The sequence below is a fragment of the Vulcanisaeta sp. JCM 16161 genome (assembly GCF_001316285.1).
The window spans coordinates 1-16,975 of record NZ_BBDO01000007.1; the positions used below are offsets into that span (position 1 = coordinate 1).

28 protein-coding genes and 3 pseudogenes are annotated in these 16,975 nt (G+C 45.8%); 16 read left to right on the forward strand and 15 right to left on the reverse strand.

The features are described from left to right. Positions 1 to 355, reverse strand: a pseudogene (locus JCM16161_RS09650) (hypothetical protein); the annotation flags it as partial. Next, positions 319 to 828, reverse strand: a complete 510-nt coding sequence (locus JCM16161_RS09655; RefSeq protein ID WP_243671281.1) for a hypothetical protein — start codon at positions 826 to 828, stop codon at positions 319 to 321. The gene JCM16161_RS09655 and the pseudogene JCM16161_RS09650, both read right to left, overlap by 37 nt. A gap of 243 nt (positions 829 to 1,071) precedes the next feature. Here JCM16161_RS09655 and JCM16161_RS09660 point away from each other — a divergent pair, with 243 nt between their 5' ends. Continuing rightward, positions 1,072 to 2,226, forward strand: coding sequence for a tRNA (guanine(26)-N(2))-dimethyltransferase (locus JCM16161_RS09660; protein ID WP_054855711.1), 1,155 nt, complete (start codon positions 1,072 to 1,074; stop codon positions 2,224 to 2,226). A 27-nt stretch (positions 2,227 to 2,253) separates the two neighbouring features. Continuing rightward, positions 2,254 to 2,789 (forward strand): annotated as a pseudogene (locus JCM16161_RS09665) (AAA family ATPase). A 5-nt stretch (positions 2,790 to 2,794) separates the two neighbouring features. Here the strand turns inward: JCM16161_RS09665 and JCM16161_RS09670 are convergent. Then, a complete protein-coding gene (locus JCM16161_RS09670; RefSeq protein ID WP_054855712.1) occupies positions 2,795 to 3,541 on the reverse strand; it encodes a helix-turn-helix domain-containing protein in 747 nt (248 codons plus the stop codon). Positions 3,542 to 3,736: 195 nt separating this feature from the next. Here JCM16161_RS09670 and JCM16161_RS09675 point away from each other — a divergent pair. The 3 genes and pseudogenes from JCM16161_RS09675 (at position 3,737) to JCM16161_RS09685 (ending at position 5,267) form a co-directional block, all read left to right on the forward strand. Further along, positions 3,737 to 4,493 (forward strand): annotated as a pseudogene (locus tag JCM16161_RS09675) (succinate dehydrogenase iron-sulfur subunit). A gap of 5 nt (positions 4,494 to 4,498) precedes the next feature. Next, the gene (locus JCM16161_RS09680) at positions 4,499 to 4,909 is read left to right on the forward strand and encodes a succinate dehydrogenase (RefSeq protein ID WP_243671282.1); all 411 of its coding nucleotides are present in this window, start codon (positions 4,499 to 4,501) and stop codon (positions 4,907 to 4,909) included. Positions 4,910 to 4,967: 58 nt separating this feature from the next. Further along, positions 4,968 to 5,267 carry a hypothetical protein gene (locus tag JCM16161_RS09685; RefSeq protein ID WP_243671283.1) on the forward strand — a complete coding sequence of 100 codons (300 nt, stop codon included), beginning with the start codon at positions 4,968 to 4,970 and terminating at the stop codon, positions 5,265 to 5,267. Between the two features lie 35 nt (positions 5,268 to 5,302). Here JCM16161_RS09685 and JCM16161_RS17800 read toward each other — a convergent pair whose 3' ends face one another. Both JCM16161_RS17800 and JCM16161_RS17805 read right to left on the reverse strand, forming a co-directional pair. Further along, complete coding sequence (locus tag JCM16161_RS17800) at positions 5,303 to 5,989, reverse strand: hypothetical protein (RefSeq protein WP_243671284.1); 687 nt, start codon at positions 5,987 to 5,989, stop codon at positions 5,303 to 5,305. Then, entirely contained in the window at positions 5,964 to 6,497 is a 534-nt protein-coding gene (locus tag JCM16161_RS17805; protein WP_243671285.1) for an aminotransferase class V-fold PLP-dependent enzyme, read from the reverse strand. The genes JCM16161_RS17800 and JCM16161_RS17805 overlap by 26 nt, the downstream gene beginning before the upstream one ends. 210 nt (positions 6,498 to 6,707) lie before the next feature. Here JCM16161_RS17805 and JCM16161_RS17810 point away from each other — a divergent pair, with 210 nt between their 5' ends. The 3 genes from JCM16161_RS17810 to JCM16161_RS17820 are packed head-to-tail and all read left to right on the forward strand — an operon-like array spanning position 6,708 to position 7,668. Then, the gene (locus JCM16161_RS17810) at positions 6,708 to 6,902 is read left to right on the forward strand and encodes a hypothetical protein (protein ID WP_243671286.1); all 195 of its coding nucleotides are present in this window, start codon (positions 6,708 to 6,710) and stop codon (positions 6,900 to 6,902) included. Beyond that, positions 6,842 to 7,384, forward strand: a complete 543-nt coding sequence (locus tag JCM16161_RS17815; RefSeq protein ID WP_243671287.1) for a hypothetical protein — start codon at positions 6,842 to 6,844, stop codon at positions 7,382 to 7,384. The genes JCM16161_RS17810 and JCM16161_RS17815 overlap by 61 nt, the downstream gene beginning before the upstream one ends. An 11-nt stretch (positions 7,385 to 7,395) precedes the next feature. Next, positions 7,396 to 7,668 carry a hypothetical protein gene (locus JCM16161_RS17820; protein ID WP_243671288.1) on the forward strand — a complete coding sequence of 91 codons (273 nt, stop codon included), beginning with the start codon at positions 7,396 to 7,398 and terminating at the stop codon, positions 7,666 to 7,668. On the opposite strand, the gene JCM16161_RS17825 is transcribed toward JCM16161_RS17820, so the two are convergent. Both JCM16161_RS17825 and JCM16161_RS17830 read right to left on the reverse strand, forming a co-directional pair. After that, positions 7,665 to 7,886 (reverse strand): hypothetical protein, encoded by a 222-nt coding sequence (locus tag JCM16161_RS17825; RefSeq protein WP_243671393.1) that lies wholly within the window; start codon positions 7,884 to 7,886, stop codon positions 7,665 to 7,667. The genes JCM16161_RS17820 and JCM16161_RS17825 overlap by 4 nt on opposite strands. A 28-nt stretch (positions 7,887 to 7,914) precedes the next feature. After that, positions 7,915 to 8,103 (reverse strand): PadR family transcriptional regulator, encoded by a 189-nt coding sequence (locus JCM16161_RS17830; RefSeq protein WP_243671289.1) that lies wholly within the window; start codon positions 8,101 to 8,103, stop codon positions 7,915 to 7,917. A gap of 65 nt (positions 8,104 to 8,168) precedes the next feature. Between JCM16161_RS17830 and JCM16161_RS09705 the strand changes: the two genes are divergently transcribed. Next, positions 8,169 to 8,963 carry an aminotransferase class I/II-fold pyridoxal phosphate-dependent enzyme gene (locus JCM16161_RS09705; RefSeq protein WP_243671290.1) on the forward strand — a complete coding sequence of 265 codons (795 nt, stop codon included), beginning with the start codon at positions 8,169 to 8,171 and terminating at the stop codon, positions 8,961 to 8,963. Between the two features lie 53 nt (positions 8,964 to 9,016). Continuing rightward, on the forward strand, positions 9,017 to 9,181 hold the full coding sequence (locus JCM16161_RS17835; RefSeq protein WP_243671291.1) for a hypothetical protein: 165 nt from the start codon (positions 9,017 to 9,019) through the stop codon (positions 9,179 to 9,181). Positions 9,182 to 9,213: 32 nt separating this feature from the next. Here the strand turns inward: JCM16161_RS17835 and JCM16161_RS09710 are convergent, their stop codons facing one another. Both JCM16161_RS09710 and JCM16161_RS09715 read right to left on the reverse strand, forming a co-directional pair. Further along, positions 9,214 to 10,680, reverse strand: a complete 1,467-nt coding sequence (locus JCM16161_RS09710; RefSeq protein ID WP_054855714.1) for a sodium:proton antiporter — start codon at positions 10,678 to 10,680, stop codon at positions 9,214 to 9,216. Continuing rightward, entirely contained in the window at positions 10,677 to 10,895 is a 219-nt protein-coding gene (locus JCM16161_RS09715) for a DUF3311 domain-containing protein (protein WP_054855715.1), read from the reverse strand. The genes JCM16161_RS09710 and JCM16161_RS09715 overlap by 4 nt, the downstream gene beginning before the upstream one ends. Positions 10,896 to 11,005: 110 nt before the next feature. On the opposite strand from JCM16161_RS09715, the gene JCM16161_RS17840 reads away from it, so the two are divergent. The 4 genes from JCM16161_RS17840 to JCM16161_RS09725 all read left to right on the forward strand — a co-directional run bounded on the left by JCM16161_RS17840 (position 11,006) and on the right by JCM16161_RS09725 (position 13,006). Beyond that, a complete protein-coding gene (locus JCM16161_RS17840) occupies positions 11,006 to 11,344 on the forward strand; it encodes a M20/M25/M40 family metallo-hydrolase (RefSeq protein ID WP_243671292.1) in 339 nt (112 codons plus the stop codon). A 115-nt stretch (positions 11,345 to 11,459) separates the two neighbouring features. After that, positions 11,460 to 11,879, forward strand: a complete 420-nt coding sequence (locus tag JCM16161_RS17845; protein WP_243671293.1) for a peptidase dimerization domain-containing protein — start codon at positions 11,460 to 11,462, stop codon at positions 11,877 to 11,879. Further along, positions 11,876 to 12,244 carry a M20/M25/M40 family metallo-hydrolase gene (locus tag JCM16161_RS17850; RefSeq protein ID WP_243671294.1) on the forward strand — a complete coding sequence of 123 codons (369 nt, stop codon included), beginning with the start codon at positions 11,876 to 11,878 and terminating at the stop codon, positions 12,242 to 12,244. The genes JCM16161_RS17845 and JCM16161_RS17850 overlap by 4 nt, the downstream gene beginning before the upstream one ends. A 36-nt stretch (positions 12,245 to 12,280) precedes the next feature. Beyond that, the gene (locus tag JCM16161_RS09725; protein ID WP_054855716.1) at positions 12,281 to 13,006 is read left to right on the forward strand and encodes an alanyl-tRNA editing protein; all 726 of its coding nucleotides are present in this window, start codon (positions 12,281 to 12,283) and stop codon (positions 13,004 to 13,006) included. 5 nt (positions 13,007 to 13,011) lie between these two features. Here the strand turns inward: JCM16161_RS09725 and JCM16161_RS17855 are convergent, their stop codons facing one another. From JCM16161_RS17855 to JCM16161_RS09745, 6 genes are all read right to left on the reverse strand, one after another. Beyond that, complete coding sequence (locus JCM16161_RS17855; RefSeq protein ID WP_243671295.1) at positions 13,012 to 13,221, reverse strand: hypothetical protein; 210 nt, start codon at positions 13,219 to 13,221, stop codon at positions 13,012 to 13,014. A gap of 2 nt (positions 13,222 to 13,223) precedes the next feature. Beyond that, complete coding sequence (locus tag JCM16161_RS17860; protein ID WP_243671296.1) at positions 13,224 to 13,625, reverse strand: hypothetical protein; 402 nt, start codon at positions 13,623 to 13,625, stop codon at positions 13,224 to 13,226. A gap of 225 nt (positions 13,626 to 13,850) precedes the next feature. After that, entirely contained in the window at positions 13,851 to 14,012 is a 162-nt protein-coding gene (locus JCM16161_RS17865) for a hypothetical protein (RefSeq protein ID WP_243671297.1), read from the reverse strand. Next, entirely contained in the window at positions 14,012 to 14,326 is a 315-nt protein-coding gene (locus tag JCM16161_RS09735) for a hypothetical protein (RefSeq protein ID WP_054855717.1), read from the reverse strand. The genes JCM16161_RS17865 and JCM16161_RS09735 overlap by 1 nt, the downstream gene beginning before the upstream one ends. A 106-nt stretch (positions 14,327 to 14,432) precedes the next feature. Next, entirely contained in the window at positions 14,433 to 15,578 is a 1,146-nt protein-coding gene (locus JCM16161_RS09740; protein WP_243671298.1) for a M48 family metalloprotease, read from the reverse strand. 254 nt (positions 15,579 to 15,832) lie between these two features. Beyond that, complete coding sequence (locus tag JCM16161_RS09745; RefSeq protein WP_243671299.1) at positions 15,833 to 16,084, reverse strand: hypothetical protein; 252 nt, start codon at positions 16,082 to 16,084, stop codon at positions 15,833 to 15,835. A 276-nt stretch (positions 16,085 to 16,360) separates the two neighbouring features. Here JCM16161_RS09745 and JCM16161_RS17870 point away from each other — a divergent pair, with 276 nt between their 5' ends. Next, complete coding sequence (locus tag JCM16161_RS17870) at positions 16,361 to 16,510, forward strand: hypothetical protein (protein ID WP_243671300.1); 150 nt, start codon at positions 16,361 to 16,363, stop codon at positions 16,508 to 16,510. Continuing rightward, a complete protein-coding gene (locus JCM16161_RS09750) occupies positions 16,470 to 16,889 on the forward strand; it encodes a hypothetical protein (protein ID WP_054855720.1) in 420 nt (139 codons plus the stop codon). Before JCM16161_RS17870 ends, JCM16161_RS09750 begins: the two co-directional genes overlap by 41 nt. Positions 16,890 to 16,975 lie beyond the last annotated feature (86 nt).

The window sequence follows — 16,975 nt, forward strand, 5'->3', positions numbered from 1 at the left end:
CAGTTAGCCAGGCAAAGACCTGCCAAAGCTGGTTGGTGGACATCTCTGGGTAGCCATCCTCATTAATTGCACCATCAGTAAGCATTAACCCGCACTGCATTGCCCTCAACTTACCATCGCCGAATAGCTTGGGTACAGCAACATGAACACCCTTGAGGCCAGTGAACGACATTCGCATTGTTATGTTCCCTACCTTGGCGACCCTGGCTATCTCAATCGCCAAGTGCTTCGTGTATAAATGAACCGTGAATGACTTATCCTTATTGAGCGGCTCGCCGCTTATGATTATCCTTATCTTACCGCTCCTCAACCTCTCAATCAACTCCTCGAGCTCTGGCTTGTAGCCTTGAGCCACCTCTCCCTTGCCCGCTTTAGTAGTCTAAGCATCCTCCTCCCGGCATCGAGCATTGCCCTCCTCAGGTTGGTTATGCCATCGTCATTGCTTTCCCCAATCCTAGTCTCGATATTTCTTAACCAATCATTCAATGCATTGGTTGCGTTGTCGAATGGAATGGCTGATTCGTTGAGTAATATGGCTCTGTGCCTCTCCACTCGGTCTAGGAACTCGCTGATTAGCCTCATTACCTCCTCAATGACTCTTTCGTCATTGACCTCCTCGCCGCACTTGAGTCGGTTGGAGCCCCTTACCTTCCTGCCCCAACAAATCTCTAGAGCCATGGAGACATCCATTGATTGACTCCCAACAGAACTAATAAGCCACTGCCGAATCAGTACTAAAATGTTCAAGCCGTTAATGGTCGGCGATTGAGCCGACAGGGCTGTGGATTCGCCAACCACGTCCACGGCAGACGGCGACGGGGCAATCACGTACTCAATCGAGGGGAGGAGAGCAATGAGGACGGCACCAAGCCCAAGGCACGCGTTAGGGAAGAACCACCCAACGAATGCCCATTCAACGACATAACCGCCTAAGGAGACAAGAATCCTAAATCAAGGCATAAAAACCACACCCTCAACCATTGTTCCCAAACCCAGGCGCTAGATTTATAAGCTTGTACCTGCCTTAACGAAGAAGCTCAGGGAGTTACTTAAGAGGTGAGGGATTAATTTATGGAGCAATGGGTGGAGGTCAGGGAGGGCTTAGCTTCAATAATTGTTCCAGACCTATCTAAGTACGTCGTTGGTAATAGGCCTGAGCCAGCTCACGCGCCGGTGTTTTATAACCCTAGGATGGAGGTTAATAGGTCATTATCAACGGCAATAATCAACGGATACGTAAGTTATACAAGTAAGACCGGCATTACCGTTTGCGAACCCTTGTCAGGGACTGGGGTTAGGGCTGTTAGGTATGCCAAGGAGGTTAATGGGGTCTCCAGGGTAATAGCCAATGACATTTCCGAGAAGGCCTATGAGTTAATAAGGCTGAATGTGGATAGGAATGGGCTTAATGACGTAGTTAGTGTATATAGGGATGACGCCAATAACCTATTATTAAGGATCGCGCGTGAGGGTGGTTGTGACGTAATTGACATAGATCCATTTGGATCTCCACAACCGTTTATAGAGAATAGCCTTAGGGCGATTAAGGATGAGGGACTACTTTGCGTAACGGCGACCGACGTGGGTGTCCTATCGGGTAAGTACCCAATTAAGTGCGTTAGGCGTTATGGGGCGTTGCCACAGAAGTTTCCATATAGGTTTGAGGTTGGTATTAGAATATTGATATCGCTAATTGCACGTCACGCATTATCAATGGACTATGGAATACAGCCGCTAATATCATTCCTCGATGGCCATTACTACAGGGTGTGCGCATTAATTCTTAAGGATAGGGCGTATGCCCTGGAAACGCTCAAGAACCTTGGCTATGCTTACTACAGGCCAGGCACACTGCAGAGAGGCTTCATTCCTGGATATCCAATACCAACGAGTGCTAGGTATAGGTTAGCGGGTCCATTATGGATTGGCAATCTGTGGGATGCGGAGTTCCTGATGGGTCACTTCATGAGGAATATTAGGGATTACTTCAGTGATAGGGCTAAGGAAATTAGTAGGTTAATTATTGAGGAGTCACTCGGCCCCAATATACCCTATGCATTAACCACGGAGATTAGTAAGGACCTGGGCCGTGAATTACCCATTAATGACGTGATAGGTGTGATAAAGGGGCTTGGTTATCAAGCCGTGAGGTCCCACTTCCATATTAAGGGGTTTAGAACAAACGCGGATTTACTTAGGGTTAGGGAGGTCATTATGGGTAAATAAAATAAGCCTAGATAATCCACAGCACACGTGCTGGTAATAGTAATAACGGGCCTACCTGGTTCGGGAAAGACAATAGCGTCTGACGTGGCGAGGGAGTTGGGGCTTCCAGTGGTGACTATGGGTGACGTGATTAGGGATGAGGCAGTGAGGAGTGGTATTTCCTCGTCAATGGCATCCGTAACCCTGAGATTGAGAGGAGGCACTAGGCAATTGCCTACAGAACCCTTGAGAAGATACCCAAGCAGTCAAATGTGGTCGTTATTGACGGGGCCAGGAGTATTAGGGAGATTGAAGCCATTGAGGAGGCGCTATCAACAAAGGTTGTGCTAATTTACGTGGTGGCGCCGTGGAGGGCAAGATTCGAGAGATTATTAAGGAGGGGTAGGCCTGATGACCCAAAGACAATCGAGGACTTCCTGATGAGGGATCTTAGGGAATTAAGGTATGGGTTGGGCGATTTAATAGCCAGGGCGGATTACATACTCGTTAATGAGTCATCAATTGAGGAGTTCAGGGAGGGTGTTCGAAGAATACTCACTTCATTAATATCCCAGGCCAAGTAATGGCATTACTTAGTGACCACTCTCTGTCGCTCAGCCAGATTCCTTAAGGCTGTTAATAACTCCTCAATTGTATTATTAACAATAGCCAATGGTATGCGCTCCCTCCTGGCAATCTCGATACCCAGGTAATCAGGCCTATCGACACCGTGCATAACGACTATGGCTGGTCTCAGACTCGTGAATGCCAGCATTGACTTTATGGCTATTAATGGTGACCTACCATACCTAACATTAGTGAATATGGCGGCCCTCTGCGTGGTACTTCCATAGAGCTTTAAGTATTCATGAGATGGAACGTCAAGGACGAGCTTCAAGCTATCAACCACGGTATAGCCGTGAATATCAACGTAACCCTCAGGGCTAACGGCTAACGTGGCGCCTATTGACTTAACAAAGTCGTTGATCTCAATTGGCGTGTCGAAATCCCTCATATCGAGAATCGCCTCCCAAAACCTCTCACCGCCGAGTTGCCTACTCAGTATGTATAGTTTTTGACCACCCCTCTCAAGTTCATAATCAACTAATGCCTTAACAACCCTCTTAATGAATTGGGAGCCCGGTGACTTCCTACGCCCAGACTCATAATCACTAATCACGCTTGGTGACGTGCCAAGCCTGGCGGCAAGCTCTGCCTGAGACATCTCAAAGAACTCACGCCACTTCCTAATCCCCTTACCAGGGTTATCGGAAAGCACTATATCGCCGGCTATCCTAATCATAATGTCCGTTATAAAACCCTCATACTCAACCATTAAGAAATAGACAAAAGTCTAGTATTTATGCATTTTATCGTAATGATGCTCCGTATAACCACGTTAGAGTGCTCATTAACTATTTCATTTTATTCTTTTCCAAGGAAGAACTTATAAAGACGTCATTATCAATAGCTAAGCGTGTCTTCTCAACAGACCGGCACTGCATTACAGACAGCGGTTGCCGCGGAGAAAATAGTGATTACAAAACCACCGCTTGGCTCACCCATTAAGCGTACTTATGTATTTAGGGTCAAGAGGTATGACAGAAAAGGGGAGGTATTATTGGCATGAGTATAAGGTTGAGCTTACAAACCACGAAACCGTGCTTGACGGGTTAATAAAAATCAAGTGGCATCAGGATGCGACATTATCCTTCAGGTACAGCTGTAGAATGGGTATTTGCGGTTCATGCGGCATGATAATAAATGGAGTACCAAGGCTTGCCTGTGAAACGAAGCCCTATGACTTGGGTACTGAGGTGATAACCGTTGAACCACTTAGTAATTTTGAGCCAATAAAGGACTTAGCGGCTGACTTCTCCGACCTCTTTAGGAAGCATAGGAGTGTTAAACCCTGGTTAATTAGGAAGGATGAGACTGAACAATTTGAGAAGTTAGACTCTTATTACCCACAGACAGAGGAGCAATTAAATGAGTACTTGGAATTTGCCTATTGCATTAAATGCGGTCTTTGTTACTCGGCCTGCCCAATGGTCTTTCTGAATAGGGATTACCTCGGTCCTCAGGCCCTTGCCCAGGCGTATAGGTGGAGTGCGGATAGTAGGGATGAGGGTGCCGTGCTTAGGCTCAGGATCGTTGATAGCGAGAACGGCGTCTGGTCATGCCACTACAGCGGCACCTGCAGTAAGGTCTGCCCTAAGGATGTTGATCCAGCCCTGGCAATAAACCTTTTGAAGAACTGGTTACTAACAGGTAGGCGTAGGAGGTGATGGGGATGGCACAGCAGAGGCAGGTCAAGAGGGTTCCACCAAAGTGGTCTCTTTGGCTTAGTGGTCTTGATGAGTGGTTACTGATTTTCCAGAAGGTCAGTGGCGCAATACTGGTGATATACCTAATCGCGCACACCCTGGTAATATCCACCGCACTTGGGTTTGGGCACCCATCAGAGCTGACGTGGAATACCGTAATAGGCTTTGTGGAGGGGCCTCACGTAGCCGGGCCTGCGCATGTTGGTACAATAATTGAGTACTTAATAGCATTGTTAGCTGCTGTTCACGGGGCCAACGGATTTAGGCTAATACTGACGCAGTACTTCGGCGTTGGATTACCAAGGCCCGAGAGACACACATTCCCAAGGGCAGTGCCTCGGTTAAGAAGACAGGCCAGGCATGGCTTAAGTACATAGCAGTGATTGTAGTCATTATATTCCTCATATTAGCAACACTGGTGGCCTTCGTGTGGTGATGGGTATGGTGAGCGCATCAACATTAAGAAGGTGGCAATACATCCTTGGAATAGTGCTAATCGTGGTCCTAGGCATACACCTAGCCTTTAGGTGGCCGAGTTATGAGCAATCAATCTCCTACCCAGTCGTTGTTAATCAAATACTTAATTACGGATATATAGCCGCAATATACGTACTACTCTACGCAGCGTTGGCGCACGGCCTAATAGGCTTTAGGACATTACTCCTTGAGTTGTGGCATTGGAAGTATGCGAGGATAACTGTTGACGTGGTATTAATAATAATAGCGTTGCCGTAGCCGTGATAGGCACAATAGCATTAACAGGCGCAATACTAACCCTCGCCCACTGATAACTGTTCAGGTTCCCAGTAATTTAAAACCTCCCTGAATGCATCCCCTATTGCAGTATTATTGGCATTACCACCGTTGATTAGTGAAACGGCTATCACACTCGAAACGAGCGTAAGCACATCCCTCCTAGTTAAATACCCCATATTGCCCACCCTGAACACCTTACCCTTGACCTCATCCATGCCGTCCGAGATGGATACACCAAGCCTATAAATAGTCCTCCTAAACTCGTCAGGGTTAACACCAGGTGGATACCTAAATGAGAGTACTGTGGTCGATCTATGATAGTCATTCCTTATGAACGGCTCTAGGCCAGCCCTGGTGAACGCGTTAAGTATTGCCCTACCCCTCTCAATGTGCCACTTAATCCAGTTCTCAAGGCCGATCTCCCTAATTATGCCCAGGGCCTCCCTAACCGCGAATAGGTAATTAACGGCTGGCGTGAATGGCGTCTCGAACTTCTCACCGAACTTCCTCATCAACTTAATGTCGAAGTAAATACTTGGGTGATTTATGGATTCTGCCTTGCGGTAAGCCTCGCCTGAGGCCACGGCAATGAATGACATGACGGGTGGAGCCGCAAGGCACTTCTGGCTGCTTGATACGGCAACGTCGATCCCCCAGGAATCAACCTCAAAGTAATCACCGCCGAGCTGATACATTGTCAACAAGCACCAGGGCACCATAGGACTTGATCCACCTGGCGACCTTTGGCAAGTCCCTAAATACTATGCCTGGGCTTGTGTCATTATAGACCGTGGCAAATACATCAACTTGCTTAATACCCATGGACTCAACCTTAGCCCTTAAATCATCATAGGTGGGCGCCCTATCCCACCCATAGTCAATCTCGATAACCTCAGCACCAATCCTCCTGAGGTGATTAACCAATCTCCTACTGAAACTACCGAATACAGGCACGAGAACAGTATCCCTAGGCTTAACGAAGTTCAACACCATGGTCTCAACGGCGCCAGTACCGCTTGCGGTTATTGGGTATACGTCGCCGTTAGTCCGAAAGACGTACCTCAAGCCCTCAACCACGTCCCTATATAGCCTATGGAAATGGGGCGACCTATGATCGACGGTTCTCATCAACGCCCTCATAACCCTAGGTGGTATTTGTGAGGGTCCCGGAACAACAAGTAGCGGGTCTGGTGCTAGGTCTAGGTCCACGCCTCCGTGGTTACTAATCCTTATTTAAGCTTTATTTATTAAATATATAAACCACACTATACTCCAATATACTTAATATATCGTAATACACATTAACCATGAAACTCAACATTAATAAATAACGCCTCAGCGCAATGTCGTGTTAATAACAAGGCTGGGCATTAAGGGGTTCTATGGAGTAAATACTAGTATTGAGCTTGGGCCTTAACGGTGATTACCGGGTCGCCTGGTTCGGGTAAGTCGATGATTATTGAATTAATATGGAGGGTCTTCAGGGGTATTAGGGATAGGTTATTCCTTGAGGATTTGCCCAGGATTGGTGATGCTAGGTTGATATCACGATATTGCTGGATGACAGGGTTAAGAAGAGACTTGAAGAGTTGGGTTATTCAGGTGATTCTGTGACGATCAGCGTTGGATTTGACGATGGTTATACCAGCGTAATTAAGGTTGGCGAGAGGGAGGTTATGGTTACTGAGTTCAGGAATGGTGTTAGTAGGGTTAAGTATCCACTGGATGTTGAGGTTGTTGATGCATCAATACTTCTAAACCCAGATGGGCTATCACCCAAGGAGCAGGCACTACAACTCGTGGGTAGCGCCTCGGAGGACTATGAGGCAGCGCTGTCAGTAATTAAGGCTCTTAGGGAGTACCTATCCTCGGTTGGTATTTATAAGGTGGGGCCGTACATAGACTTTAGGGGTCGTATTAAGAATGCGGATACCTCACAGGCAGACTTCATCGGCGAGCATGGTGAGCACATAATTGAGATCCTATCCCAATTATTCACCGACCGAGGAGGGATACGGACGTTAGGTTCCTTAGGAAGCTCCTTGGTGAGCTTGGCTTTAGGAATTTCAGGGCTGGCTGGTATGGCGGCGAGCTAGTCCTGTCCTACGTGGATAGGAGGGGCCTTGTTCATATTGGTGATGAATTACCGTGCCACATGAAGACAATACTCGCATTAACAACTCAGTTAATAGTGGCTAAGAAGCCATCATTAATACTCCTAGAGAATGCTGATTACTGCCTTAGTGAGGGTCTTGGTAACGCGATGACTAAATTATTGAGTAATTACATTGATAGTAAGCAGTTAATAATGGAGGTTAGGAATAAGTGGTTTATTGATGAGTTGAAGATGCCTCACGTGGTTCTCTACAACATGGATTAGCATTGAATGCCTGCCGTCTTAATGAGGTCCCTAATCACATCCCTAATCCTATTCCTATCAACCTCATTAAGTACGTCCCAATTATCAATTATGTACCTGGCCAGCGATACGAAGTCGTTAACTGCGGCCGTAGTCTTATCAATACTCGGAAGGCCTATGAAGGCCTTACCGCTGTCTGTTATCTCATAGTACTTCTTGGTACCCTCAACCCTTGCCACCTTAATCAAGCCGTCAGCCTCAAGCTCCTCAAGCTGGGTAGACAGATCCTGGGCTTGGTCTCCAGAAGCCCATCGATAGTCTCTCGATCTCATCAATAATCTGGGCACCGGTCATCGGGCCCCTACTACTGAGTAAGTAAAGTATCAAGTACTTCAGGCCCCTCCTCTTTATGAACCACTGTGGCGGCGGCCCGAAGCGGCCCTGTTCGTGGTGCATTAATTATCGAATTCAATAATAGCAGGGATTTATTTAACTTATCTCACAAAATCCTGAACTGAATTATGGGTGCCAGGGGGCATGGCGGGTATGGGTGGAGGTATGGATTAATCGACATGAGTTCGAATATGAATCCACTGGGGACTCCAAAGGAACTGATTGAGTTGATTAGGGAGGGTGTAGATAAGGGTCATTACTCACACTACCCAACGGAGCTTGGTGATGAATTAAGGGATTCATTGGCCGGGTTTGAGGGTGTTGGGCCTGGGTTTACATACGTATTTAATGGAGCCACTGAGGCCCTGCAACTACTATTCATGCATTTGAGGCCCCGCCGAGTATTAATACCCATACCAAACTACGGTGATTACCTGCGACTTGGTAAGCTTGTGAATGCCGACATCAGGTTAATTGAGTATTGGGGACGTGGAGACCTAGTGAGACTGCTAATTAATGATGCAACGCCAGGCGTCATCGTCGTCCTCTCAAACCCAAACTCACCAATGGGTTACCTAATCAAGCGTGAGCAACTACTTGACTTAACCGAGGAGCTGGGTAGGCGTAATGGCGTGTTAATCATTGATGAGTCCTTCATGGACTTCGTGAGGACCGACGAATCATTAATTAGGGATGCATTAAGGTATGACAATGTGTTTATTGTAAAGTCATACACCAAGTTCCTAGCAATACCGGGGCTCAGGGTCGGTGCAGTATTCACCAAAATCGAAATCGAGGACCTAGTGCCCACGTGGCCTGTAAACTCAATAACCGAGTACGCAGTGTCCAGGTACATGAAGCACGCCCACGGGTTTAAGGAATTAACGATCAAGTACGTTGAGGAGGAGAGGGTAGGGTACTGAATTCATTAAGGGGGCTTGGCATTAATTACTATGAATCAACAACCCACTACTTCGTGATAAGGCATGAACCATGGCTCGGCGAGGAGCTTGTAAAACATGGATTTTTAATACGGGATTTATCAAACATACCACCACTAATGAAGGGCTACTTCAGAATTAGCATTAAGACGAAGGAGATTAATGACTTGTTCCTCAATATATTATCAAAATTAAGATAAAATATTCTTATTTTTAATGTATTGCAAATCTCTCATAGCAATTCTTGTGGTGTTAATTTACTCGAGATCTTTATTTTAAGGGCTTTAATTATTGCATATCCTATTAACATCACTATTAGGTTCAACACTAATCCTAGGAATCCTACGTAGATGTTGTAAAACCAGGGTAGTAATGACGATGAAAACTTCACAGTTGCTAAGCCGTAAGTTACAAATGCTGTACCAACGGCCCAGCCAGCCGCAACGCTGTACTTATCTAGGTCGTACCAGTACATTGATAGTATTATTGCGGGTAATGTCTGTAGTAACCATGCGTAGGAGAACGTTAATAAATAAAATATTAACCCACTGGCTGCTGGTGTTATTGCAAATATTAACGATGCTATTATCATTATAAATACCGAAACCCTTCCCCAAAGCACTTGTTGTTTCTCTGTTGCCTTTCTATTTATGAAGTCCACATATATATTCCTAGTTATTAAGTTTGCAGCTCCAAGACTTTGCAAACCGGCAGGTACCATACTACCTATTACTATACCTGCAAATGCAAGTGCCACGAAGTAAGATGGGAAGTAAGTGCTGATTACTGATGGAAATGCAAGGCTTGATATGCCATGCGGCACCAAGTTCTTAGCCAATGCTATTAAGCCCATAATTGCCAGTAGTATTAGCCATACTTGATAAAGCGGTAGAAAGACTGAGTTCTTTCTAATTATATCCTCACTTTTAGAACCAAGCAAGCCAACCAATAAGTTTGGGAATAATAACCATGATATACCACTAGCAAATGCCAATGTTATATAACCAATCATTAACTTGCTTGGTATTAAATAATGACTAGGCCCCACCTCACTAAATATAGACCCAAACCCAGCGAACCTTATGCCCAGGGTGATCACGATCGTTAAGATAACGGCCCAAAGTAGCGCATCTTTAATTAATGAACTCAAGGCCGGTCCCCTAAGCCCGCTTATCGCTACGAATGCTGCAACAATTATGTAAGCTATTACGAAACTTGGAATTACTGGGAACCCCATAGCATCGAGAACATATCTAATACCAACTATCTGAAGGGCTATGTAGGGCAGCATCGCAATTATACCTGTCAATGATATCAGTAACGATAAAACCCTACTATCAAACCTATCTCTTACGTAATCCCCAGCCGTTATGTAACCCTTACGCTTAGCTATTCTATAAAACTTCGTAGCTACAATATATAAGAATGGATACGATATTGAACCATAAACTACAGCATATAGTATAAAACCGCCTAATGCATATGCACTACCTGGTATCGCAATAAGAGAGTACGCTGTGTATATATCAGCACCCATTAGGAACCAGACGATAAATGTGCCAAACTTCATACCACCAATACTCCATTCAGAGATCTTTGAGAAATCGGGCGCTCTCCACTTTGCGCCAAGAAAGCCAACGATTATTGTTAAACCAACTAACGTGAAGAATATCGCGTAATCAATGAATGCAAACATCATGACTTACCACCCTTATCAATGAACTTATATACTATATACGTTATGATAGGTTGAATGAAAACCCACGCAAATAAGTACCACCATAAAAATGGCCATCCACCAACTTGAGGATAAGGTCTGTTATATAGTGGTGCAAGGAACACTATAAACAACCATGGTACAATAATTAACAATATAACTTTAATTATGCTTTCTTTACTAGTTTTTGCTGTCATACAAAAGCAATTTTATCTATAAGTATTTTATAAATTTTTCGAGATATTGCCACATTCAATTACCTTATATACATTAAAAATAAAAACGCCTTAATTAATAATATTGTTTAATGGCAAAGGTAGAAAATCAAATAATAGACTTGACATCACGCTTAATACAAATACCTAGCGTTAATCCTCCTGGTTATACTGTTAACATCGCCGGTTTTATTAAGGATTGGTTAAACAATCTGGGTTTTAGAAGTGAAGTTAGGGAGTATGCTAAGGATAAGCCCAACGTGATTGCCAGGGTTGGTAGGGGTAAGCCAGTACTCATACTTAATGGTCACATGGATGTCGTTCCTCCCGGTGATGAGACTAAGTGGGTGTATCCGCCGTTCTCGGGGAAGGTGGTTGAGGGTAGGGTATACGGTAGGGGTGCCACGGACATGAAGGGCGGATTAGCGTGATTATGACCGTGTTTGCTGAGTTGGCGCCATTGGTCGAGAGGCAGGCTCTGGAACGCTGATATTCTCGGCAACGGCTGATGAGGAGACCGGCGGTCACCCAGGTGTTGAGGCCTTGGTGAGGGACGGCGTGTTAATCGGCGATGCCGCAATAGTCGCTGAACCGTCTGGTGGTTTTAGGTATTATATTGGGGAGAAGGGCCTTTGCCAGGTTAAGCTTGTGGCCGTGGGTAGGCCTGCCCATGGTAGTTTGCCAATCCTCGGTGATAATGCGATTATGAAGTTGGTTAGGGCGATTAATAAGGCTGAGGAGTTAATTAATGAGTTCAATAGGGGCATTAAGTTACCCAGTGAGTTGATTGATGCAATTAAGAACTCGGCTGAGGTTTACCTGGAGGCTTCGAGGGCCTCGGGCCTTAATTTAACGCTCAGTGATTTTGAGAGGGTTGTTGGTACTGTGTCCTTTAATCCAGGCGTTGTTAGGGGTGGTTCGAAGATAAACATGGTCCTGATCACGCAGAGCTTGAACTGGACATGAGGGTTCCACCGGGGGTCTCTCCGAACCAGGTAATCGATTATTTAAGGAATGGGTTGGGCGGTATGGCGGATGTCGAGGTCTTGGACATAAGCGAGCCGAACTACACAAGCCCTGGTGAGACGATTGTAAGGCTTATTCATGAGGGCATTGAGAGGGTTCTTGGTGTCACGCCGAAGCCTATAATAGTGACTGGGGCTACTGACGGTAGGTACCTGAGGGCCAGGGGCATACCAACGGTTGTTTATGGCCCTGGCGAGTTGGCATTGGCCCATGCATATAATGAGTATGTTACGGTGGAAGACCTACTGAGGACCCACGACGTGATGGTTTACGCGGTGAAGAGGTTCTTCGGCCTTGAGAAGTAGCGCAATTGTTAAGTAATTACTAGTAGTCAAAAGATCATGCCAACCAAATTCCTCTATTGGTGGGACTCGTATAAGAGGGAGTTTGACGCGACCGTGGTTAGGATAGATGGTAATAGGGTTTGGCTTGACCAGACGCTCTTCCACCCAAGGAGTGGTGGGGTTGCCAATGACACGGGCAGGCTCGTTTGGCAGGGTGAGGAGTACGTGGTCAGGGAGGTGGTTAAGGAGGGTGAGGATGCGGTGCATATTCTCGATAGGGAGCCCAGGTTCAGGGTTGGTGATACGATTCACGGAATAATCGATTGGGACAGGAGGTATAGGTTGATGAGGCTTCACACGGCAACGCACATAATAGCGGCATTGGCCTATAAGAAGTACAACGCCCTCGTGACCGGCGGCGACATAACCCCTGAGTACGCTAGGGATGATTACAACCTAACCCTGAGCGGTGATGCGCTTAGAAAGGCGTTTCAGGACTTGATTACGGAGGCCAACGAAGTCGTTAAGAGGGGTATACCAGTGAAGATTTACTTCCTAAAGAGGGAGGAGGCGATGAAGATACCGGGCATTGTTAAGTTGGCCGAGAGGGAGCCACCGCCTGGTGAGGAGTGGAGGATTGTGGAGATCGAGGGTATTGATATTCAGGCCGATGGTGGACCGCATGTGGCTAACACGAGGGAGATTGGGGAGATCGTCTTCCTGAAGTCCGAGAGTAGGGGTAAGGATAAGAAGAGGGTTTACTACACGGTGAAGCCTGATTAAATAAACTACTTCCTCCTCGACCTACTCCTCTTTAGCTCAATTGAGGACCTCACGTAATCAATCATTGAGTATATACCGGAGACCTCCTCGGAAAACCCCTTCCTAACCCATAAATTTGCCGAAGCAATCATGTCCTCATTAATACTGCCCAACTCATCGATCAACCTAACCGTGGCCAAACCCCTCGACCTAAGCAAATTGCTTACCTTCTCCATTATTAACGCCCTGGCCGCATTAACAGTGTCTCTAAGGCCTTAGATACGAAGGATCTGTCCGTGGGCCTAACGAAGTATGTGGCTGACCTGGCATCCTTATACAGCATCGAGTTCAACTCCCCAACTAATGAAACATCGGGCAGTAGGTATGTGGAGTTATCAACCCTTGGGCATAGAAGTAACGTTGCCCTCTCCTTAATGAACGAGTATATATGGGTCTCATAACCAGGTATGTCGAAGGTCCATATTACGAGGTCATCCTCATTATTCGTAATAACGAAGCTATGAAGCACATGATTAATCCTAGGAACCTCACTCACATGAACATCCCTAACATCATTAGGCTGCTTATACCTACCCTCAAAACTCCTTGAGGACATCCCACTCGTTACACCAAAGACCACGTACATCGGGGATTAAATAATCCAGGGGTTTATAAGCTTTACTCTAATAAAAAAATAGAAATAATGCCAAGAATTATGTTAAATCAACTAATTAAATATAAATAATGCCAATACTACATGGGAGATGCCGTGCTTTGGACCTGGAGAGTCGCCGTAGTTATATAATCACGGCGACTCTGCATACCCAAAGACGAAAGTTAATAATCAATTATGCGGGCATGTGGTTCAGCACATATTGATTGATTTTGCCAGGATTATCGGTGTTGCGTAACTCTCTATTACGGCTGCAATGATGAGTAACGAGGCGCCTAGTACTAATTTAGTTGAATTCGCCTTATTGCCTTGCATATACTCATTGCCCGACATGGCGATGAGCGTGAAGCCCATTAGTTCCAGGACCCGTGAGGGAGTGTGCCCAGGATTGCAATGCATGGGTTTGCCGGCGCAATCATTATTCCGGACACCAGCATTGACATGAATAGGGCGATGTATTGAGCGGAGGGAGAAATACCGAGTAGGAAGAGTATTACTGCGAATGAGGAGTTCCTGATTAGTACGAGCCTGAGCAGCGGTAGGCCATAAAGGCCAAGTGAGGGCTTGTAGGAAAACCGCGTCCCGAGCACGGCGTGGTAGGCATAACCAAGCATTAATCCGAGCAGTGCCGATAATGCGTAGGCCCAAGACCTGCCTAGGCCGGCCATAGGTGCGTTAGGAGTATGAGGGCGTTTACGGAAATAAACACGGCATAAACCGCCGCAGTACTCATCAATGCCCCACGCCCAATGTAGTGCCTAATCACCAGGTAATTCACCACGAAGCCCACGGCATAGATGACGTAGGGGGCGTAGGGCTTATGAGGAGGGAAGCCGCGGAGGACGCTACGGAGAGTATGTAGATCCCCGAGACGAGCGTGGATAGGTTCATCAAGCCCCTACTAAGAAGTTGGGGTTTAGCTATTGCCCTAATGATGGGCCTAATTATCAATCCGAGGAGGAAGATCACGACGAAGGAGGTGAGTATCGAGGTGACGGCGACTACTGGCGGTAGGTAATCACTCAAGAACCAACCAGGCACCTTACCAAGCAAGCCCCTATCAAGCAATGCCACGCTAAATACGTAGAGTGGGGCTGAGGATAATAAACCAAAGACCAGGGGGAACTCCCAGGGAGCATGAGGGGCGATTGGATCGCCATAAACAAGCACCAAGTCACGCCTACCAGTATGAGTAATGCGCGAGTACAACTCACGTAACTCACGTATGGGATGCGGGAATGACGCCAGCATCATACCCTTAAGCCTTAAATATGCATCCCAAGCTCTAGGACCCATCGCCTTATACGCGCCATAATCTGCATGAACCTCAAAAACCCTCAACATCATGATAATGAAGGCCGTGATGGCGAGTAACAGGACAGTCGACATTGTAATAACATAAATAAACAAGTTGCTCCTGAACTTAATTATTGTAAACACGATCAGGCTCATCGGTATAGTTAGTAATGAAAATACAACCCAAAGCTTCGCATTAGCTTTATCATTATAATGGGTTAATTCATGATTGTAGATGAGTTCGTAGATATCGCCATCACCACCAACAATGACTCTGGCAAATGTAAGTGAACCAATTACCATACCTAAAGGAGCATTAACACGTATTAGCCAGGAATCCTCATTAAATAAGTAACTGAGGTATCCAGTTAATTTATTAATAAGGCGAAGCATGGCATCCGCAGTAAATAACCCCATCAGGAAGATAATGGGTGATGATAATGAAGTAACTATGGCTGTTGTTAAATTATTATCGTAGTAAGTTAAAAATAACCATAGAGCAAGTCCGTAAATGGTTGATGCGATGGCAGTAATCAAGATCACGGTTAGCATCGCCTTAATGGCTATTTGATCATTCCCAGACAATCTACTTGGAATCCCTTTCTGAACTCCCTTGTCAATCATTACTTCTTCTTGTCCATAGGATTTTGTGATATTGCGGGTTTTTAGGACAATGTCCATGATAATACCGGCGAGTATAAGGATGACGCCAGTTATGATTACGTAGTTTAAAAGTACCTTATGCCCAGTCTCATACATTAGAAGGGCGATTATGATAATTATGGGGATAACGTAACGAATCACTTGAGACAAAATGATTAAGGAGGAACCACCTTTTCTATTTTTAATGGTATTCATCACTTAGTACACCACCTTAATTAAGCTGCACCAATGCCCGTGAGTATTAATGCGGCAGTAAGAATAATAAGCGCAGTCGCTAATTGTTGATTTCCGCTCATGACGGCCATGCCATCAAGTAAGAGCATGTACGGCATAAAGTAATCTATGAAAACAGCCACAACGGCAGCCGCATAGGACGCCCACAAGGCTGCGGCTATCATCGGCATGAAGTTCGCTAGCACCACTATTAATACCAGCGCTAGTCCCGCTGTCGTGATTTCCCTTCTCACTTCGGTTTTCATTATCTCACCTTAATTACTTATTCTTAATCGATATATATATTTCGGCCTCGTTCTACGTAGTATATTGTTTAGTCTTTATTACCTATTTAGTAAATATTATTTTGTATTATTTAGAGTTAATTGATTATTGTTTATTCATTTCTGCTATTTATGCAGCATTTATTCTATTTACCTGGGCATTACTGTGATTATTTTGTAATCGTGAATTAGCCTAAATCACGCATCATTGGGCAAGGTTTTTAATCCCTGACCCTTAATTACCCTGTGGATGAGTATTTCCTCGAATTGATTAGGAAGCGTAGGATGGGTATGAGGAAGCTTGGCTACATGAGGAGGAAGGCTGTGTTGGCTAGGTTGGTCCCGGTGGAGGAGCATGGCGGTGAGGGTGAGGGTAAGGCTGAGGAGCGGGGATAGGGAGGTCGTTACGTCTGCCGTGATTAATACGGGCTTCGAAACCGATACCCCGGACATTGCAATACCCACACCGCTAGCTAGGTTGCTCGGTCTATGGCCTCCCAGGGATGGCGAGTTGGTGAGCCTCGAGACTGGTGGTGGGGATACGGAGGCCTACCTATTGGGCAGCGCCGTGGCGCTGAGCCTCGTGCTTGAGGATAGGGCCGTGGGGCCCATAATCGTTAACGCCATTATAAACCCAAACATAGGTGAGGTACTCATTAGTGATTATGTAACGGCCCAACTCGGCATTGTGATACTAAATGCAAAGGAGGGCCTATGGAGATTAATGGACGAGGATAGGGTAAGGAGGAGCGTGGAGCCAACCTACTGGTTGTAACCGTCCTCGTTTAGTGAGCCTGGTCGTGCTTTGGGTGTGTAGAGTCGCGTAATTATATAATTACGGCGACTCTCCAGATCCAAAAT